The sequence below is a fragment of the Sphingobium sp. DN12 genome, from assembly GCF_051058005.1.
In the GTDB taxonomy this organism is placed as follows: domain Bacteria; phylum Pseudomonadota; class Alphaproteobacteria; order Sphingomonadales; family Sphingomonadaceae; genus Sphingobium; species Sphingobium yanoikuyae.
Genome location: NZ_CP173717.1, coordinates 3,872,235 through 3,887,500, shown reverse-complemented (window position 1 = coordinate 3,887,500; position 15,266 = coordinate 3,872,235). Strand labels below are relative to the sequence as shown.

The window sequence follows — 15,266 nt, the reverse complement described above, 5'->3', positions numbered from 1 at the left end:
CCCAAGTCATCACTAAGTGGGAAAGCATGTGGGATTTCCAAAACAACCAGGAGGTTGGCTTAGAAGCAGCCATCCTTTAAAGAAAGCGTAACAGCTCACTGGTCTAAATAAGAGATCCTGCGGCGAAGATGTAACGGGGCTAAAGTGATGCACCGAAGCTTAGGGTTCAGTCTTATGACTGAGCGGTAGCGGAGCGTTCCGTAGGCCGTTGAAGCGGAAGGGTAACCGACCGTGGAGGTATCGGAAGTGCGAATGCAGACATGAGTAGCGATTAAGAGGGTGAGATGCCCTCTCGCCGAAATTCCAAGGGTTCCTGCTTAAAGCTAATCTGAGCAGGGTAAGCCGGCCCCTAAGACGAGCCCGAAGGGGGTAGTCGATGGGAACCACGTTAATATTCGTGGGCCTGGTGGTGTGTGACGGATGCCGTAAATTGTTCGGGCTTATTGGATTGCTCCGGGCAGTGAAGGGGTCCCAGGAAATAGCCCCACCGTATAGACCGTACCCTAAACCGACACAGGTGGAATGGTAGAGTATACCAAGGCGTTTGAGAGAAGTATCCTGAAGGAACTCGGCAAATTGCCTCCGTACCTTCGGAAGAAGGAGGCCCCATCTTAAGGCAACTTTTGATGGGGGGCACAGGCCAGGGGGTAGCGACTGTTTAGCAAAAACACAGGGCTCTGCTAAGTCGGCTTCAAGACGACGTATAGGGCCTGACGCCTGCCCGGTGCCTGAAGGTTAAGAGGAGGAGTGCAAGCTCTGAATTGAAGCCCAGGTAAACGGCGGCCGTAACTATAACGGTCCTAAGGTAGCGAAATTCCTTGTCGGGTAAGTTCCGACCTGCACGAATGGCGTAACGACTTCCCCACTGTCTCCAGGATATGCTCAGCGAAATTGAATTCTCCGTGAAGATGCGGAGTACCCGCGGTTAGACGGAAAGACCCCGTGCACCTTTACTGCAGCTTCAGAGTGGCATTAGGAAAGAACTGTGTAGCATAGGTGGGAGGCTTTGAAGCATTGACGCCAGTTGATGTGGAGCCATAGGTGAAATACCACCCTGTTGTTTTCTGATGTCTAACCTCGCACCGTTATCCGGTGCAGGGACCCTCTGTGGCGGGTAGTTTGACTGGGGCGGTCGCCTCCTAAAGAGTAACGGAGGCGCGCGATGGTGGGCTCAGGACGGTTGGAAACCGTCTGTTAGAGTGCAATGGCATAAGCCCGCCTGACTGCGAGACTGACAAGTCGAGCAGAGACGAAAGTCGGTCATAGTGATCCGGTGGTCCCTCGTGGAAGGGCCATCGCTCAACGGATAAAAGGTACGCCGGGGATAACAGGCTGATGATTCCCAAGAGCTCATATCGACGGAATCGTTTGGCACCTCGATGTCGGCTCATCACATCCTGGGGCTGGAGCAGGTCCCAAGGGTTTGGCTGTTCGCCAATTAAAGTGGTACGTGAGCTGGGTTCAGAACGTCGCGAGACAGTTTGGTCCCTATCTGCCGTGGGCGTCGAAATTTGAGAGGAGTTGACCCTAGTACGAGAGGACCGGGTTGAACATACCTCTGGTGTACCTGTCGTCACGCCAGTGGCGCAGCAGGGTAGCTATGTATGGACGGGATAACCGCTGAAAGCATCTAAGCGGGAAGCCTCCCTCAAGATAAGATTTCATCGAGCCGTCGTAGACCACGACGTTGATAGGCTGGATGTGGAAGTGCGGTAACGCATGGAGCTAACCAGTCCTAATTGCTCTGTTCGCGCTTAAGAGTCCCACCATCAACGACAATGCTGGAAACAGCTAGGACGCTGATGGCGTGGTTTTAAGCCAGCCCAGATATACGAACATACAAACACACAAAATTGTGCACGGTATCGATTAAAAACCCGCAGTTATGCGCCTGCTTCATTGCTTGGTGACCATAGCGTCTGTGACCCACCCGATCCCATCCCGAACTCGGCCGTGAAACCAGTCTGCGCCGATGGTACTATTGCTCAAGCACTGGAAGAGTAGGGCGTCGCCAGGCATTGAAGCACGCGCATAGCAACGGATCAAAAACCCATCACAATGTTACAAAACAGGGCGGCCCGCAAAGCCGCCCTTTTTGCATGTCAGGGCCACAAAAGCCCAGTGTCGCGGGATGGAGCAGCCCGGTAGCTCGTCAGGCTCATAACCTGAAGGTCGTAGGTTCAAATCCTACTCCCGCAACCATATACCAAAAGACCAAACCGTCTCGGAGCATTCCGCGGCGGCTTTTTCGTGTCCGCGCCCTACCAAAACAGCGGAAGCGACTTCGGCCCAACCACTCCGCCAGGCCAGTAGCTGATCACCGCATCCGACCGAACCGCAAAGTCCGGCAACCGTCGCAGCCACTCCTGCAACGCCACCTTCACCTCCAGACGCGCCAAATGCGCGCCGATGCAGCTATGCACCCCGCCGGCAAAAGCCAGGATCGGCTTGCGTGGCCGGTTGAAATCCACGCGCGTCGGATCCGGGAAGACATCAGGGTCATAATTGCAGGCGGGCAGGATGCTGTTGAACTTGTCGCCCTTCTTCATCTGCACCCCGCGCATTTCCAGATCTTGGGTCAGGGTCCGGCCGGAAAAGGTGACGGAAAAGACCCGCAGCAGTTCCTCCACCTGGGCATTGATCTGGTCGGGATGGGCGATGATCTCGCGCCGCCGATCGGGATTTTGCGCCAGCCACAGCCAGATATTGTTGAGCGTCGCGAACACCGTGTCGAGCCCGGCGATGAACAGGAAGAAGGTGAAGCCGAAAATCTCCCGCTCGCTCAGCGGCTCGCCGCCGGGCCGCGCCTGGATGATCGTGCTGATGACGCCATCATCGGGCCTGGCCGTCTTCTCGACGATCACCTGCGCCAGATAGGCTTCGATCCCGCGCATGGCGAGGCCGGCGGTCATGCGATCCTGCGAATGGAGCAGGTCGACCGCCCAGCCAACGAAGGTGTCGCGCATCTCCTGCGGCAGGCCCATCAGGTCGAGGAAGATCGACACCGGCAGCGGTCGGCCGAAGGCGGTGGTGAATTCCACTTCGCCCGCATCGATGAAGCCATCGATCAGCTCGTTGGAAAGGCGGCGCATATAGGATTCGAGCCGCAGCACGCTTTGCGGCGAGAAGGTCGAATCGAGGATCGCGCGATATTTGCGATGATGCGGCGGATCGATCTCCAGCGGGATGAAATGGAAATAATTATTGGGATCGCGCGGGAAGGGCGTGGCCCCGGCGGTGGTGAAATATTCCGGATGGCGCAGCGCGAAGAAGGCATCCTCATGCTTGATCGTACACCAGCTGTTCCCGATCAACGGATTGACGCTGTAGAAGATCGGCGGATGCGTTTCGTGCAGTTTCGCCATGAAGGCGTGGGGCGCGGCGAGAAATTCGGGACCGGTGGTGAGGCCGATCTCGCGCACTAGTTCGGGCGGGACATGGGCGGGAATGTCCATCACCGGCGTCGCTTGGGTGGTTGCCATGATCGGGCTCCTCAATATTGCGCAGCGGGCAGGTGGACGACCAGCCCGTCGAGCGCATCGCTGGCGATGATCTGGCAGCCAAGGCGGCTGCTCGGGCGGCGTTCGCTGGCGGTGCATTCGAGCATGTCCAGCTCGGTCTGCGCAGGCGCGGGCAGACGGTCGGCCCAATCCTCCTCGACATAGCAATGGCAGGTCGCGCAGGCGAGGCCGCCGCCGCATTCGCCGACCATGCCGTCGAGCCCCTCGTTGAGCGCCGCGCGCATCAGATTCTCGCCCGTCGGCACATTGAACCGCCCCGGGTTTGCCGGAGGCTCCAACTCCTGAGAAGGTGGAGCCTGTATGAGCAAGACAACGAACAAGTTTGCGCCGGAAGTCCGCGAGCGCGCGGTGCGTATGGTGATCGATCACGAACGTGATTACCCCTCTCGCTGGGCAGCGGTGGTTTCGATTGCGGAGAAGATCGGCTGCGTTCCGCAGACGCTGCATGAGTGGGTGAAGAAGGCTGAGGTCGACAGCGGCAAGCGCGCGGGCGTCCCGACCGAGGTAGCCGACAAGATGAAGGCACTGGAGCGCGAGGTCCGCGAGCTGCGACAGGCCAATGAGATCCTGCGCAAGGCATCGGCATATTTTGCCCAGGCGGAGCTCGACCGCCCGTTCCGGCGATGATCGCCTTCATCGACGATCACCGCGATGCCTATGGGGTCGAGCCGATCTGCCGTGTCCTGCCGATCGCCCCATCCACTTACCACGAGCGCGTCGCAAAGCGGCAGGATCCGACACGCCTGTCGGCGCGGGCGCAGCGGGACGTCGCCCTGAAGCCCGAGGTCGCGCGCGTATTCGCCGAGAACTTCGCGGTCTACGGCGTGCGCAAGGTCTGGCGGCAGATGATGCGGGAAGGCTTTCCGGTCGCCCGCTGCACAGTCGCGCGGTTGATGCGGGAGATGGGCTTGGCAGGGGTGATCCGGGGCAAGCCGGTGCGCACAACTATCAGTGACAAGGCGGCGCCATGCCCTCTCGATCACGTCAACCGCAAGTTCTACGCGCCAGCGCCGAACATGCTGTGGGTGTCGGACTTCACCTACGTCGCGACCTGGGCGGGGTTCGTCTACGTTGCCTTCGTCATCGATACCTATGCTCGGCGGATTGTAGGTTGGCGGGCCAGCAGAACGGCCCATGCCAGCTTCGTGCTCGATGCTCTGGAACAGGCGCTTCACGATCGTCGGCCGGCCCATCGGGGCGGCCTCATCCATCATAGCGATCGCGGGTCGCAATACGTCTCCATCAAGTACACCGAGCGTCTCGCCGAAGCCGGGATAGAACCCTCAGTCGGCAGCGTCGGCGATAGCTATGACAACGCTTTGGCCGAGACGATCAATGGCCTTTACAAGGCTGAGGTGATCCACAGGCGTGGACCATGGCGCAGCTTCGAAGCAGTCGAATATGCCACGCTCGAATGGGTCGACTGGTTCAACCATCGTCGGCTGCTGGAGTCCATCGGCAACATCCCTCCTGCCGAAGCCGAAGAACAATATTATGCTGCCGCGGCCAACATCGATATGGCAGCGTGACTCACAACCCAATGCCTCCGGCAGACCCGGTGCGGTTCACATCGATCCGATGCTCCGCACCGCTGGCCTCGACAAAGAGGACCGTCGCCATCGCACTCTCCCATATATCTTCGTGATGAGAACATTGTTCTCAATGCTGGCACTATAGTCGCGGGCTGCTAGATGGAAAGCGATTATTGCAGAGAGGATCGCCGAACATGTACCGGGCGCAGCAGACCGACGACGCGATCACGGAACTGGACGATCGCAACCAGCAGATCGTCGCCGCCGCCTATGATCTGCTCGACGAGGAAGGGCTGGAGGGGCTGACGATCCGTGCCGTATTGCAGCGCACCGGGCTCGCCCGTCGGGCGCTGTACGATCGCTTTGCGGGCAAGGATGATCTGGTCCTGGCGGTGTTTGCCCATACGCTCCGCCGCGCAGCGGAACAGTTCGGCGAACAGGTGCGCGACCTGCCGGACCCGCTGGCGCGCTTGCATCATATCGTGACGGCCATCGTCATCGGTCGCGCAGCCATTGATGGCGATTGGCAAGGCGGCCAGCGCCGGAGCGCGGCGCTCAGCCGCGAGCATCTGCGCCTGGCGGAGGCGCGTCCGGTCGAACTGCAAAAGGCGGTAAGCCCGCTCATCGACCTGATTGCCACGATCCTGTCCGACGGCATGGCCGAGGGGCAGGTCCGCGCAGGACCGCCGTCGTGGATGGCGCTGCTTGTCTATAATCTGGTCTCGACCACCGTCCACAGCCAGTTGCTTGCCGAGGAGGCCGCCATTCCCGACCGCCAGCGCCGATCCGAACTGGCGGTCGAGATATGGGAATTTTGCCGCCGGGCGATCGCGGCCTAGCGCGCCAGCTTCAGCCGATCGCGGAAGAAGGCGGTCATGACGTCGAAGGCCTCGCGCGATTCCGGCAGGGCAGGATCGTAGAAAAAGGCGTGCCCCAGCCCATCCCACATATGCAGATCGGCATCGACCCCGGCCTTCACCAGTTCGCGATGGGTGTTGACGGTCGCGCTCATCTCGAAGGCGCGGGTGCCGGTGATCAGCAGCGTGGGCGGAAATAGTTTCAGCGTTGTGGGCGACAGAGCCGGCGACACCAGCGGATCGCTGCGGTCGATACCCTTGAAATAGGCGCGGACATCGTCGCGCGGCGGCAGCGCCTGGAAGGGCCGGGCGAAGCTCTGGCTGTCGCCGCCCCAGCGCGCGTCGCCCGAGGCGCAGAAGATGCCGATTGCGCCGGGCAGCGGCAGTTTCTCATGGATGAACCAGGCGATCGCCTCGGCCGTCAGCAGCCCGCCGGCCGAACAGCCGAAAATGCCGATATCCTGCGGTTGGTAGCTCTTGAGCAGTTCGCGATAGACTTTGGTCACATCCTCGGTCGCGGCCGGCCAGATGGTTTCGGGTGCCTGGCGATAGGTGATGGAGAGGATCTCCACCCCGGCCAGCCCCGCGAGCGGGATCGATTCCATCATGCCGGTGCCGCCGGCCACGCCCATGATGAAGCCGCCGCCCGGCAGGTTGAGCAATATCTTCATGCGGTTGCCCGCGGCCACACCGGCCGCCGGGGTCGCACGCACGGCCGCTATGCCGGCAATCTGTTCCTCGCGCGTCGTCACCTTGTACATTGCCTTGAGCACATCGATACGCGGCGCGACCAGTTGCGGCATGAGCTGGCGCAGCGCGCCGGCCTGCCCGGCGGCGACCGCGCGCATCATCGGCTCTTCCGGGTCGGTGGGCGTGCGCGGCAGCGCCTTCTTCGCCGCCTCGCTCAGATAGATGGAGGGGGGTAGGCGAAAGCCGGGGACATGGACCGTGCCATCCGGCTCGATCGCGCCGGAAGCCGCCTGGCTATCGGACTGTGGCGTCTGGGCCGCTGCCGTCCCGGCCAGGGCCAGCAGGACAAAGGGCAAGGCGAATCGCATCGTCATGAATATCGCTCCTCTCTATCTTATATTATGGTATATAACATATCGCCTTGAGCCGGCACGGCAAGGGGGCTAGATCGGCAGGGTGACGATCGATCCTGACAGCGCCTTCACCGACCCGCTCGACGCGATGCTGGGTTTCCATCTGCGCCGCACCGCGGCGGCGGTCACCGGCGCGCTGGGCGAGGCGCTGGCGCCGCTCGGCCTCAATCCGGGCGAAGCGACCTTGCTGCGGCTGATCGGTGCCAATCCAGGGTGCAGCCAGAGCGACATTGCCCGCGCACTGCGCGCCCAGCCGGCCAATCTGGTGCCGCTCATCAACAAGCTGGCGCTGTCTGGCCTGTTGGAGAAGGGCGCGGGCAAAGGGCGCGCGATCCCGCTGACGCTGACGGCGGAGGGGCAGGCGCTGCACGGCCAGGTCTGCGCGGCGTTCGACGCGCATGAGGCGCGGATCGGTCGCGCGATTCCGGTCGAACAGCGCCGCGACGTCATCGCCCTGCTGCGCCAGATCTGCCTCGACGCCTGTTGCGGCCCGGACTAGCCGGCCTCCGCCTCCACCCATAGCGGGTGCCGGACCATCGCGCGGGCGAACAGATCCGATTCCAGATGCCCGGTCAGCCAGCCGCGCAACGCGGCCCAGGGCTGCGCCGCAAACCAGTCCGGCTCGACCGCCGCAAATTGCCGCACGAAGGGAAAGATCGCCATGTCGGCCAATGTCCGCCGCGCGCCGCAAAGCTGGGCCTGATCGCGTAACCGCGCCTCCAATGCCTCCAGCAAACAGGCCGCCTCGGTCCGATGCGCGATCGGGTCGCTGCCATGGCGCTCGGCATATTTGTAGCGATCGAGATGCCGTTTGAACGGCCCGTCATTGGTCGCGATCAGCGCCGCGTCATCACCCGCCAGCCACGCCTCTGGGTCATGCTGCCCCAGCGCCCAGCGCATGATCTCCAGACTCTCGTCGATCACCCGTCCGTCGGGCAGGACCAGCACCGGCACCGTCCCCTTGGGCGAGGCGGCCAGCATCGCCGCCGGTTTGGCGCGCAGCAGGATTTCGCGATGCGCCACCGCCTGTCCGCTCATCAGCAGCGCCAGCCGCGCGCGCATCGCATAGGGACAGCGGCGGAAGGAATAGAGGATCGGAGCATCGGCCATGGCCCGCCCTAATCGAGCGGCCGGCCAAAGAGTAGCCTTACTCCGCCTCGACCCATGTCGTCGTCAGCGCGCGCGGCGAGAGATATTTGGTCGATGTCCAGCCGCCATCCACGACGATCGTCTGGCCGTTGATGAAGGCGGCGCCGGGCGAACAGAGGAAAGCGATGGTGCTTGCCACATCCTCCACCTCGCCCAGCCGCGGGAAGGGAGTGGTCTCCACATTCACCCGCTTGAACATCTCGTCCTCGAACCGGTGGCGCACCATGTCGGTCATGGTGACGCCGGGCGCGACGCAATTGGCGCGGATGCCCTGCGGGCCGTAATCGCAGGCGATATGCTTGGTCAGCGCGTCCAGCCCGCCCTTGGCCGCCGAATAGGCGCCGCCGCGCCGCCCGCCGATCACCGCATAGGTGGAGGTGACGTTCACGATGCCACAGCCCTCGCCCATATGGACGATCGCCTCGCGTGCCAGGCGGAAGGGCGCGCGCAGCATCAGGTCCAGGAACCCGTCCAGCGTGGCGTCGTCGGTTTCGTGCAGCGGCTTGGGGCTGCCTGCGCCGGCATTGTTGACCAGGAAATCGATGCGGCCGAAGCGATCGAGCGCCAGTTGCACGATCTGGGCCGGCGCATCATCCTGAGTCACGTCGATCGACAGGGTGGCGACCCGCGCCGGATCGCCGATTTCGCTCTCCAGCGTCGCCAGCTTGGCCGGATCGCGACCGACGCCGACGATCGCCATGCCGGCATCATGCAGCATCTTCGCCGTGCAGAGCCCGATGCCGCTGCCCGCCCCGGTGATGATCGCTACCTGCATCTATCCTGTCCTCTACTCTGTCCTGCCCCCGCTCTTATCCGCTTCGCCGGGCATCGGCGAACCGCCGTGGCGATGCCTCGCCGCCCCGGCTTGAACGCGCGCGCATGCCGGGTCACCCCTTCGCCATCATCTGCATAATCCAGCGAAAGGCCCGCTCATGTCCGAACTGCGCTACGACGATCGCGTCATCGTCATCACCGGTGCCGGGCGGGGGCTTGGCCGCGCCTATGCGGAGCTGCTGGGCGCACGCGGTGCCAGGGTCGTGGTCAATGATCCGGGCAGCGCCGTGCGCGGCGAGGGGATCGATGCCGGCCCGGCGGCCGAAGTGGTGGCCGCGATCCAGGCGCAGGGCGGCGACGCCATCGTCTCGACCGACAGCGTCGCCACGCCGGAGGGCGGCCGGGCCATCATAGAGGCGGCGCTCGACCATTATGGCCGGATCGACGGGCTGATCCACAATGCCGGCAATGTCCGCTACGGCTCGATGCAGGCGCTCAGCCAGGAAGATTTCGATGCCGTGCTGGACGTTCATCTGCGCGGCGCCTTCCATGTCGCGCGCGCTGCCTTCCCGCATATGTGCAAGGCGCGCTATGGCCGCATCATCCTCACCAGCTCGATCGGCGGCCTCTATGGCAATCGCGATTGCGTCAATTATGGCATGTCCAAATCGGGCATGATCGGCCTCAACAATGTGCTGGCGCTGGAGGGGGAGGCCGAAGGGGTCAAATCCAACATCATCGTGCCCGGTGCCGTCACCCGCATGGCCGAGGGGCTGGATATCTCCCAATATCCGCCGATGGGGCCGGAACTGGTCTCGCCGGTCGTCGCCTGGCTGGCGCATGAAAGCTGCTCGGTCACCGGCGAGATGCTGGTGTCGATCGCCGGCCGCGTCGCCCGCGCCTTCATCGCCGAAAGCAAGGGCGTCTATCAGCCCAGCTGGACGCCGGAGGATGTCGGCGCCCGGATCGACGCGATCATGGACAGCCAGGACCCGCTGGTCTTCGGGCTGGAGGGCCATGTCGACCATATCCGCTACAGCTTCGGCCGCGCCGTAGCGGGGGAATAAAGGCCGCGTTCCGGTTGTATCCGGCCGGTCGAACGCGGCCGATCGAATCCCGGCGGTCGATGCGCTATGGATCGGACATCCCCGTGCGGAGTCGGAACCCATGAAGGCGGAACGGATCGACGAGGCCAGCCTGCGCCAGCTGGTCGAAAGCTTCTATGCCCGCGTCCGCGCGGACGACCGGCTTGGTCCGATCTTCAACGACGCCGTGGACGACTGGCCGGCGCATATCGACCGGCTGGTCGATTTCTGGTCGTCGGTGATGCTGTCGTCGGGCCGTTACAAGGGACAGCCTGTCCCGGTGCATATGGCGCATATCGACCGGATCACGCCCGACCTGTTCGACCATTGGCTGGATCTCTGGTCACAGACGACCGATGCCGTCATGGGTCCGGCGGCGGCCGCCGCCTTGCAGGACAAGGCACAGCGGATCGCGGAAAGCCTGCAACTCGCGCTGTTCTTCCGGTTGGGGCCGCCGCCGGCCGCGGGGGCATGAAGGGCGCGCCGATACGCGCCCCTGTCCGCCTTATTCGATCGTCACGCCGACCACGCGCCAGGCCCCATTTTCGCGATCCAGCGTCACCGTCTCGATCGCCTGTGCCTGGTTGGCGTAGCTGGCGCGGAACTTCACCACTTCATAACCATGGGGCGGGGCGGGCAGTTCCTCCTGGCTCAGCAGGCTGCGCGACTGGAGGGCGCCGAACCGGCCGCGCATCGTCTGCGACACCTCCGTCCAGACCTGCACCGTGTTGAGTTTCTGGAAAGCGCTGCCGGTGCCACGATAGCTTTCGGCCCATTTGTCCTGGTCGATCAGCGCCAGCCATTGGCGCGCGGCGTCGACGACTTCGACATTGCGAGCTTGAGCGGCGGCCGGCGCCGATTGCGGTGTGGGGGCGGCATCGGGCAGGGCGGCGAGCGCCAGCAGGCCAAGGACAAAAGTCATGAGAAGCACTCCAGGAAGGATCGGGCGCCGGCGATCGGCCGGCCCCACGCCGACGACCGGCGCCTCGTCCTGATCCGCTTCGACCGGGGCTGCGTCTGCCCCCAATAGCCTGTCCCCCAGAAAATCGGGGGTCGATGCCTCGGGCGCGCCTTCGGCTTCCAGCAACAGCCGGGCGGCCTCGCGGCTGCTCGACACCGCCATCTTGCGCCGGGCATCGCGCAGCCGTTCGTTGATGGTATGAACCGACAGGTCCAGGCTGCGCGCGATCGATTTCGCGTCATGGCCCCGGACCATCAGGCGCAGCGTTTGCTTTTCCTTCTCGGTCAGCGCCCAAAGGCCATCTGTCATCCCGCTGGTCATGGCACCAGATGTACGAAGCCCCCGGTGCGCCAGCTACCCCAAAAAATTCGTATCTTCGGCGGGGCCGGTCAGTCCGACAGGCTACGCAGATAGGCGATCAGGTCGGCGCGCGCGAGCGGGTCGGGGATACCGCTGAACTGCATCTTGGTGCCGGGCACGAAGCGCTGCGGATTGGCGATCCAGGCGTCGAGCGCCTTGTCGTCCCAATCGCCGCCCTTGGCGCGCAACGCGGCGGTATAGCCGAACCGGGCGCTATGTTGGCCGATCGGCTGACCGTAAATGCCGTGCAGATTGGGTCCGCCCGTATCGGGGCCGCCGGCGCTGCTGGTGTGGCAGGCGGCGCAGGTGCCGAACAGGCGGGCGCCGGCCTTGGCATCGGCCACCGTCATCAGCTTTTCCAGCGTCGGATTGGGGCCGGCCGCCTTCAACCGCTCGGCGCGGCGATCGTCGGCACAGCCGATCAGGCTCAGGGTCAGCAACAGGGCGGCGGAGGCGGGACGCAACATGGCGCGCCCATGCCCGATCGGCGGGCGCGCGGCCAGCGGACCAATTGTCCTACGACGTTGCCGGTGCGGCCTCTTCCACCAGCCGGGCGCGGATCTGCTGCTTCAGCACCTTGCCGGCGTCATTCTTGGGCAGCGCGTCCCACAGCGCCACCGCCTCGGGATATTTGAAGCGGGCGATGCCATGGCCCGCCAGATGCGCGGCCAGCGCAGCGACGTCGGGCGTGGCGCCGGGCCGCGGCACGATCACCGCCACCGCCCGCTCGCCGGTGCGCGCGTCGGGGACGCCGACGATCGCGATCTCGGCAATGGCGTCATGGCCCACCAGCAGATCTTCGATCTCCTTGGGCGCGATATTCTCGCCATTGCGGATGATCAGATCCTTGATCCGGCCGGTCACCACCAGATGGTCGCCATCGATCCAGGCGCCCTGGTCGCCGCTGCGATAATAGCCGTCCGGATCGAAGCTCGCGGCCTCATCCGCCTTGTGGATATAGCCGACCATCATCTGCGGCCCGCGCGCGCGAATCTCGCCATCCGGCGCGATGCGGACGGTGGCGATGCCGGGCCGGCCGTCGGTCTCGGCGGCATGGGCGACATCGGCCCGGTCGATCACGCCGACGGTGGTCACCGGCAGTTCGGTCGATCCATAGACGCGGCTGACCACCGCTTGCTCGAAATAGCCGGCCGCTTCGCGGATCAGCGCCGGCGGCACCGCCGCCCCGCCGCAGATGAACAGTTTGAGGGCGGGCAGTCGCGTATCCGCCGCGCGCGCCGCCGCCAGCAGATGCTGCAGGAAGGGGGTGGCTCCGGCCATATGGGTGCAATCGGCATCGGCCATGATTCGCACCGCATCGTCCGGGTTCCACTGTTCCATCAGGATCGCCGTCGCGCCCAGCAGCAGCGGCGTCTCGAACGCATAGATCGACCCGCCAATATGGCTGATCGGCGACGGCACCAGGAAGCGGTCGCCCGGTTCGACCAGCCAGTGCCGGCCAATCTGGCGGATCAGCGCATTGATCGAATTATGGCTGTGCATCACCCCCTTGGGCCGGCCGGTGGTGCCGCTGGTGTACATCACCATGCGCACCTCGTCGGCATCCAGCGCGGGCAGCGGCCGGCCGGTGGTCGGGGCCGAAGTCAACAGGGCGTCATAGGCGCAAACTTTGCCTTCTTCCGCCCGGACGATGACGATCTCCGGCGGGTTTTCCATCTCCGCCGCCACCCGTTCCAGCATCGCGCCATAATCATGGCCGCGAAAGCGTTCCGGCACGAAGATCATCCGGCTGTCCACATCCGCCAGGATGAAGCGCAGGTCATGGTCGCGCAGCGACGGCAGGATCGGATTGGCGACCATGCCGGCCAGGGTCGCGCCCATATAGATGACCGCCGCCTCCTGCCAGTTGGGCAGCATGAAGGATATGACGCTGCCGACCGGGAAGCGCACCAGCAGCGCCTGCGCCAGCCGTTGCGCCTGATCGTGCAGGCCGGCGGCGGTCAGGCAATGATCGCCGTCGATCAGCAGGATGCGATCGGGCGTGTCGCGGGCGGCGTTCACCAGCGCATCGGCGGCGGTGTCCGATCGCCACCAGCCATCGGCATACGCCTGCGCTGCCTGATCGGCGTCCCAGCGTATGTCCCATCCTGCGGCGGTGATCCGCCGTCTTGCTCCTGTCCCGGCCATGCTCGCTCCGCTGTCGATGGACGAGCCATGCGAAAGAAGCGCCGACCGGGCAAGCGCGGCGCTGATCCACCGTCCCCGCGATCAAATCGGCTGGCCGGTTCCGACCCTTCCGATCCTCCTTTATGGCCGACCCGATCCGTTTCGAGAGGGCAGCATGCGCATAGTCGACAATTTCATCGGGGGGCAGCATCGCGCATCGGCGTCGACGCGCCTGGGCGACATCTTCAACCCCGCCACTGGCCAGGTGCAGGCGCAGGTCCGCCTGTCGGCGCCCAGCGAACTGGATGAAGCCGTCGCCAATGCCCAGGCCGCCCAACCCGCCTGGGCGGCGATGAACCCGCAGCGCCGCGCCCGCGTGATGTTCAATCTCAAGGCGCTGATCGAACAGCATATGGACGAGCTGGCCGAATTGCTGTCGGTCGAGCATGGCAAGGTCCATTCCGATGCCAAGGGCGATATCCAGCGCGGCCTGGACGTGGTCGAATTTGCTTGTGGCATCCCGCATCTGCTCAAGGGTGAATATACCGAAGGCGCGGGTCCGGGCATCGACGTCTATTCGCTGCGTCAGCCGATCGGCATCGCGGCCGGCATTACCCCGTTCAACTTCCCGGCGATGATCCCGATGTGGATGTTCGCGCCGGCGATCGCCTGCGGCAATGCCTTCATTCTGAAGCCCAGCGAGCGCAATCCCTCTGTCCCGGTCCGCCTTGCCGAACTGGCGATGGAGGCGGGCTTGCCGGCCGGCATCCTGAACGTCGTCCATGGTGACAAGCAGGTGGTGGACGCGATCCTCGATCATCCCGCGATCAAGGCGGTCAGCTTCGTCGGCTCGTCCGACATCGCCCAATATGTCTATGGCCGTGGCGCTTCGAACGGCAAGCGGATGCAGTGCATGGGCGGCGCCAAGAATCACGGCATCGTCATGCCCGACGCCGATCTGGATCAGGCGGTCGCCGACATTCTCGGCGCGGCCTATGGTTCGGCGGGTGAGCGCTGCATGGCGCTGCCGGTAGTGGTGCCGGTGGGCGAGCAGACCGCCGTGGCGCTGCGTGCCAAGCTGGAGGCGGGTATCGCCGGGCTGCGCGTCGGCGTGCCGAGCGATCCCGATGCCCATTATGGCCCGGTGGTGAGCGCCGCGCACAAGGCGCGGATCGAGAATTATATCCAGATGGCGGTCGATGAAGGTTCCGAGCTGGTGATCGACGGTCGCGGCTTCGCGCTGCAGGGCTATGAGGATGGCTTCTTCCTTGCCCCGACCCTGCTCGACCGCGTGACGCCGCAGATGAAGAGCTATCAGGAGGAGATTTTCGGTCCCGTCCTGCAGATGGTCCGCGCCGAGACGTTCGAGGAAGCGATCGGCTATCCGACCAGGCATCAATATGGCAACGGCGTCGCGCTCTTCACCCGCAATGGCGATTTCGCGCGCCGCTTCTGCGCCAATGTCGAGGTCGGCATGGTCGGGATCAACGTGCCGATCCCGGTGCCGGTCAGCTATCACAGTTTCGGCGGCTGGAAGCGCTCGGGCTTTGGCGACATGAACCAATATGGCATGGACGGCGTGCGTTTCTACACACGGATCAAAACCGTGACCCAGCGCTGGCCGAGCGGCGGCGCGGTGCTGGATCAGAGCTTCGTCATCCCGACCATGGGCTGACGCTTCTCCTGAGTAGGAGAAGGCAAGGGCGGGCCGGGCAACCGGACCCGCCCTTGGTCCTTTTGCCGCGTGGTGAAACGCGCGCCGGCCGCTATAGGTTAGGGATCGACCACAGGAGAGAG

The 15,266-nt window shown here is 64.1% G+C and carries 14 protein-coding genes, 1 tRNA gene, 2 rRNA genes and 1 other annotated feature (1 of these 18 only partly in view); of the genes, 9 read left to right on the top strand and 8 right to left on the bottom strand.

Features of this window, described 5'->3' with window-relative positions; all coding sequences use genetic code 11:
• The 3 genes from ACI6S0_RS18435 to ACI6S0_RS18425 form a co-directional block, all read left to right on the top strand.
• Positions 1-1,758 (top strand): 23S ribosomal RNA (locus tag ACI6S0_RS18435) (it extends 1,035 nt beyond the left edge of the window).
• 144 nt (positions 1,759-1,902) lie between these two features.
• Positions 1,903-2,017, top strand: a 5S ribosomal RNA gene (gene rrf / locus ACI6S0_RS18430).
• 108 nt (positions 2,018-2,125) lie between these two features.
• Positions 2,126-2,202, top strand: a tRNA-Met gene (locus tag ACI6S0_RS18425).
• Between the two features lie 59 nt (positions 2,203-2,261).
• Here ACI6S0_RS18425 and ACI6S0_RS18420 read toward each other — a convergent pair.
• Complete coding sequence (locus ACI6S0_RS18420; protein ID WP_434403885.1) at positions 2,262-3,482, bottom strand: cytochrome P450; 1,221 nt, start codon at positions 3,480-3,482, stop codon at positions 2,262-2,264.
• Positions 3,483-3,493: 11 nt separating this feature from the next.
• The gene (locus ACI6S0_RS18415) at positions 3,494-3,766 is read right to left on the bottom strand and encodes a 2Fe-2S iron-sulfur cluster-binding protein (protein ID WP_434403884.1); all 273 of its coding nucleotides are present in this window, start codon (positions 3,764-3,766) and stop codon (positions 3,494-3,496) included.
• Between the two features lie 55 nt (positions 3,767-3,821).
• Here ACI6S0_RS18415 and ACI6S0_RS18410 point away from each other — a divergent pair.
• Together ACI6S0_RS18410 and ACI6S0_RS18405 are read left to right on the top strand one after the other, a co-directional pair.
• Positions 3,822-5,050 (top strand): IS3 family transposase gene (locus tag ACI6S0_RS18410; RefSeq protein WP_120249343.1). Its coding sequence is split into 2 segments (ribosomal slippage): positions 3,822-4,110 and positions 4,110-5,050, totalling 1,230 coding nucleotides; the frame shifts between segments, so codons are not numbered across the junction.
• Positions 4,103-4,219, top strand: a sequence feature (AL1L pseudoknot). Its footprint overlaps the gene before it by 117 nt.
• A 197-nt stretch (positions 5,051-5,247) precedes the next feature.
• Positions 5,248-5,892, top strand: a complete 645-nt coding sequence (locus ACI6S0_RS18405) for a TetR/AcrR family transcriptional regulator (RefSeq protein ID WP_434403883.1) — start codon at positions 5,248-5,250, stop codon at positions 5,890-5,892.
• On the opposite strand, the gene ACI6S0_RS18400 is transcribed toward ACI6S0_RS18405, so the two are convergent.
• Positions 5,889-6,974 (bottom strand): alpha/beta hydrolase fold domain-containing protein, encoded by a 1,086-nt coding sequence (locus ACI6S0_RS18400; protein WP_434403882.1) that lies wholly within the window; start codon positions 6,972-6,974, stop codon positions 5,889-5,891. The genes ACI6S0_RS18405 and ACI6S0_RS18400 overlap by 4 nt on opposite strands.
• A gap of 82 nt (positions 6,975-7,056) precedes the next feature.
• Between ACI6S0_RS18400 and ACI6S0_RS18395 the strand changes: the two genes are divergently transcribed.
• Positions 7,057-7,512 carry a MarR family winged helix-turn-helix transcriptional regulator gene (locus ACI6S0_RS18395; RefSeq protein ID WP_434403881.1) on the top strand — a complete coding sequence of 152 codons (456 nt, stop codon included), beginning with the start codon at positions 7,057-7,059 and terminating at the stop codon, positions 7,510-7,512.
• Here the strand turns inward: ACI6S0_RS18395 and ACI6S0_RS18390 are convergent.
• Positions 7,509-8,123, bottom strand: a complete 615-nt coding sequence (locus ACI6S0_RS18390) for a glutathione S-transferase (protein ID WP_434403880.1) — start codon at positions 8,121-8,123, stop codon at positions 7,509-7,511. The genes ACI6S0_RS18395 and ACI6S0_RS18390 overlap by 4 nt on opposite strands.
• Positions 8,124-8,160: 37 nt before the next feature.
• Positions 8,161-8,937: an SDR family NAD(P)-dependent oxidoreductase gene (locus ACI6S0_RS18385; RefSeq protein WP_099234468.1), complete on the bottom strand. Its 777-nt coding sequence runs from the start codon at positions 8,935-8,937 to the stop codon at positions 8,161-8,163.
• A 157-nt stretch (positions 8,938-9,094) separates the two neighbouring features.
• On the opposite strand from ACI6S0_RS18385, the gene ACI6S0_RS18380 reads away from it, so the two are divergent.
• Both ACI6S0_RS18380 and ACI6S0_RS18375 read left to right on the top strand, forming a co-directional pair.
• Positions 9,095-10,003: an SDR family NAD(P)-dependent oxidoreductase gene (locus ACI6S0_RS18380; protein WP_434403879.1), complete on the top strand. Its 909-nt coding sequence runs from the start codon at positions 9,095-9,097 to the stop codon at positions 10,001-10,003.
• A 100-nt stretch (positions 10,004-10,103) separates the two neighbouring features.
• Complete coding sequence (locus ACI6S0_RS18375) at positions 10,104-10,496, top strand: group III truncated hemoglobin (protein WP_434403878.1); 393 nt, start codon at positions 10,104-10,106, stop codon at positions 10,494-10,496.
• A 30-nt stretch (positions 10,497-10,526) separates the two neighbouring features.
• Here the strand turns inward: ACI6S0_RS18375 and ACI6S0_RS18370 are convergent, their stop codons facing one another.
• The 3 genes from ACI6S0_RS18370 to ACI6S0_RS18360 all read right to left on the bottom strand — a co-directional run bounded on the left by ACI6S0_RS18370 (position 10,527) and on the right by ACI6S0_RS18360 (position 13,490).
• Positions 10,527-11,303 (bottom strand): helix-turn-helix domain-containing protein, encoded by a 777-nt coding sequence (locus ACI6S0_RS18370; RefSeq protein ID WP_434403876.1) that lies wholly within the window; start codon positions 11,301-11,303, stop codon positions 10,527-10,529.
• Positions 11,304-11,371: 68 nt separating this feature from the next.
• Positions 11,372-11,809, bottom strand: coding sequence for a c-type cytochrome (locus ACI6S0_RS18365; RefSeq protein ID WP_099231258.1), 438 nt, complete (start codon positions 11,807-11,809; stop codon positions 11,372-11,374).
• Between the two features lie 49 nt (positions 11,810-11,858).
• Positions 11,859-13,490 (bottom strand): AMP-binding protein, encoded by a 1,632-nt coding sequence (locus tag ACI6S0_RS18360; RefSeq protein ID WP_434403875.1) that lies wholly within the window; start codon positions 13,488-13,490, stop codon positions 11,859-11,861.
• A 154-nt stretch (positions 13,491-13,644) separates the two neighbouring features.
• Here ACI6S0_RS18360 and ACI6S0_RS18355 point away from each other — a divergent pair, with 154 nt between their 5' ends.
• Positions 13,645-15,144, top strand: a complete 1,500-nt coding sequence (locus ACI6S0_RS18355) for a CoA-acylating methylmalonate-semialdehyde dehydrogenase (RefSeq protein WP_434403874.1) — start codon at positions 13,645-13,647, stop codon at positions 15,142-15,144.
• The last annotated feature ends 122 nt before the right edge of the window (positions 15,145-15,266 follow it).

What these genes read in the sequence shown, in the direction of transcription:
- ACI6S0_RS18360 (WP_434403875.1), bottom strand. Translation starts at nt 13,490, where the DNA reads ATGGCCGGGACAGGAGCAAGACGGCGGATCACCGCCGCAGGATGGGAC.
- ACI6S0_RS18375 (WP_434403878.1), top strand. Translation starts at nt 10,104, where the DNA reads ATGAAGGCGGAACGGATCGACGAGGCCAGCCTGCGCCAGCTGGTCGAA.
- ACI6S0_RS18405 (WP_434403883.1), top strand. Translation starts at nt 5,248, where the DNA reads ATGTACCGGGCGCAGCAGACCGACGACGCGATCACGGAACTGGACGAT.
- ACI6S0_RS18370 (WP_434403876.1), bottom strand. Translation starts at nt 11,303, where the DNA reads ATGACCAGCGGGATGACAGATGGCCTTTGGGCGCTGACCGAGAAGGAA.
- ACI6S0_RS18400 (WP_434403882.1), bottom strand. Translation starts at nt 6,974, where the DNA reads ATGACGATGCGATTCGCCTTGCCCTTTGTCCTGCTGGCCCTGGCCGGG.
- ACI6S0_RS18385 (WP_099234468.1), bottom strand. Translation starts at nt 8,937, where the DNA reads ATGCAGGTAGCGATCATCACCGGGGCGGGCAGCGGCATCGGGCTCTGC.
- ACI6S0_RS18390 (WP_434403880.1), bottom strand. Translation starts at nt 8,123, where the DNA reads ATGGCCGATGCTCCGATCCTCTATTCCTTCCGCCGCTGTCCCTATGCG.
- ACI6S0_RS18365 (WP_099231258.1), bottom strand. Translation starts at nt 11,809, where the DNA reads ATGTTGCGTCCCGCCTCCGCCGCCCTGTTGCTGACCCTGAGCCTGATC.
- ACI6S0_RS18380 (WP_434403879.1), top strand. Translation starts at nt 9,095, where the DNA reads ATGTCCGAACTGCGCTACGACGATCGCGTCATCGTCATCACCGGTGCC.
- ACI6S0_RS18420 (WP_434403885.1), bottom strand. Translation starts at nt 3,482, where the DNA reads ATGGCAACCACCCAAGCGACGCCGGTGATGGACATTCCCGCCCATGTC.
- ACI6S0_RS18355 (WP_434403874.1), top strand. Translation starts at nt 13,645, where the DNA reads ATGCGCATAGTCGACAATTTCATCGGGGGGCAGCATCGCGCATCGGCG.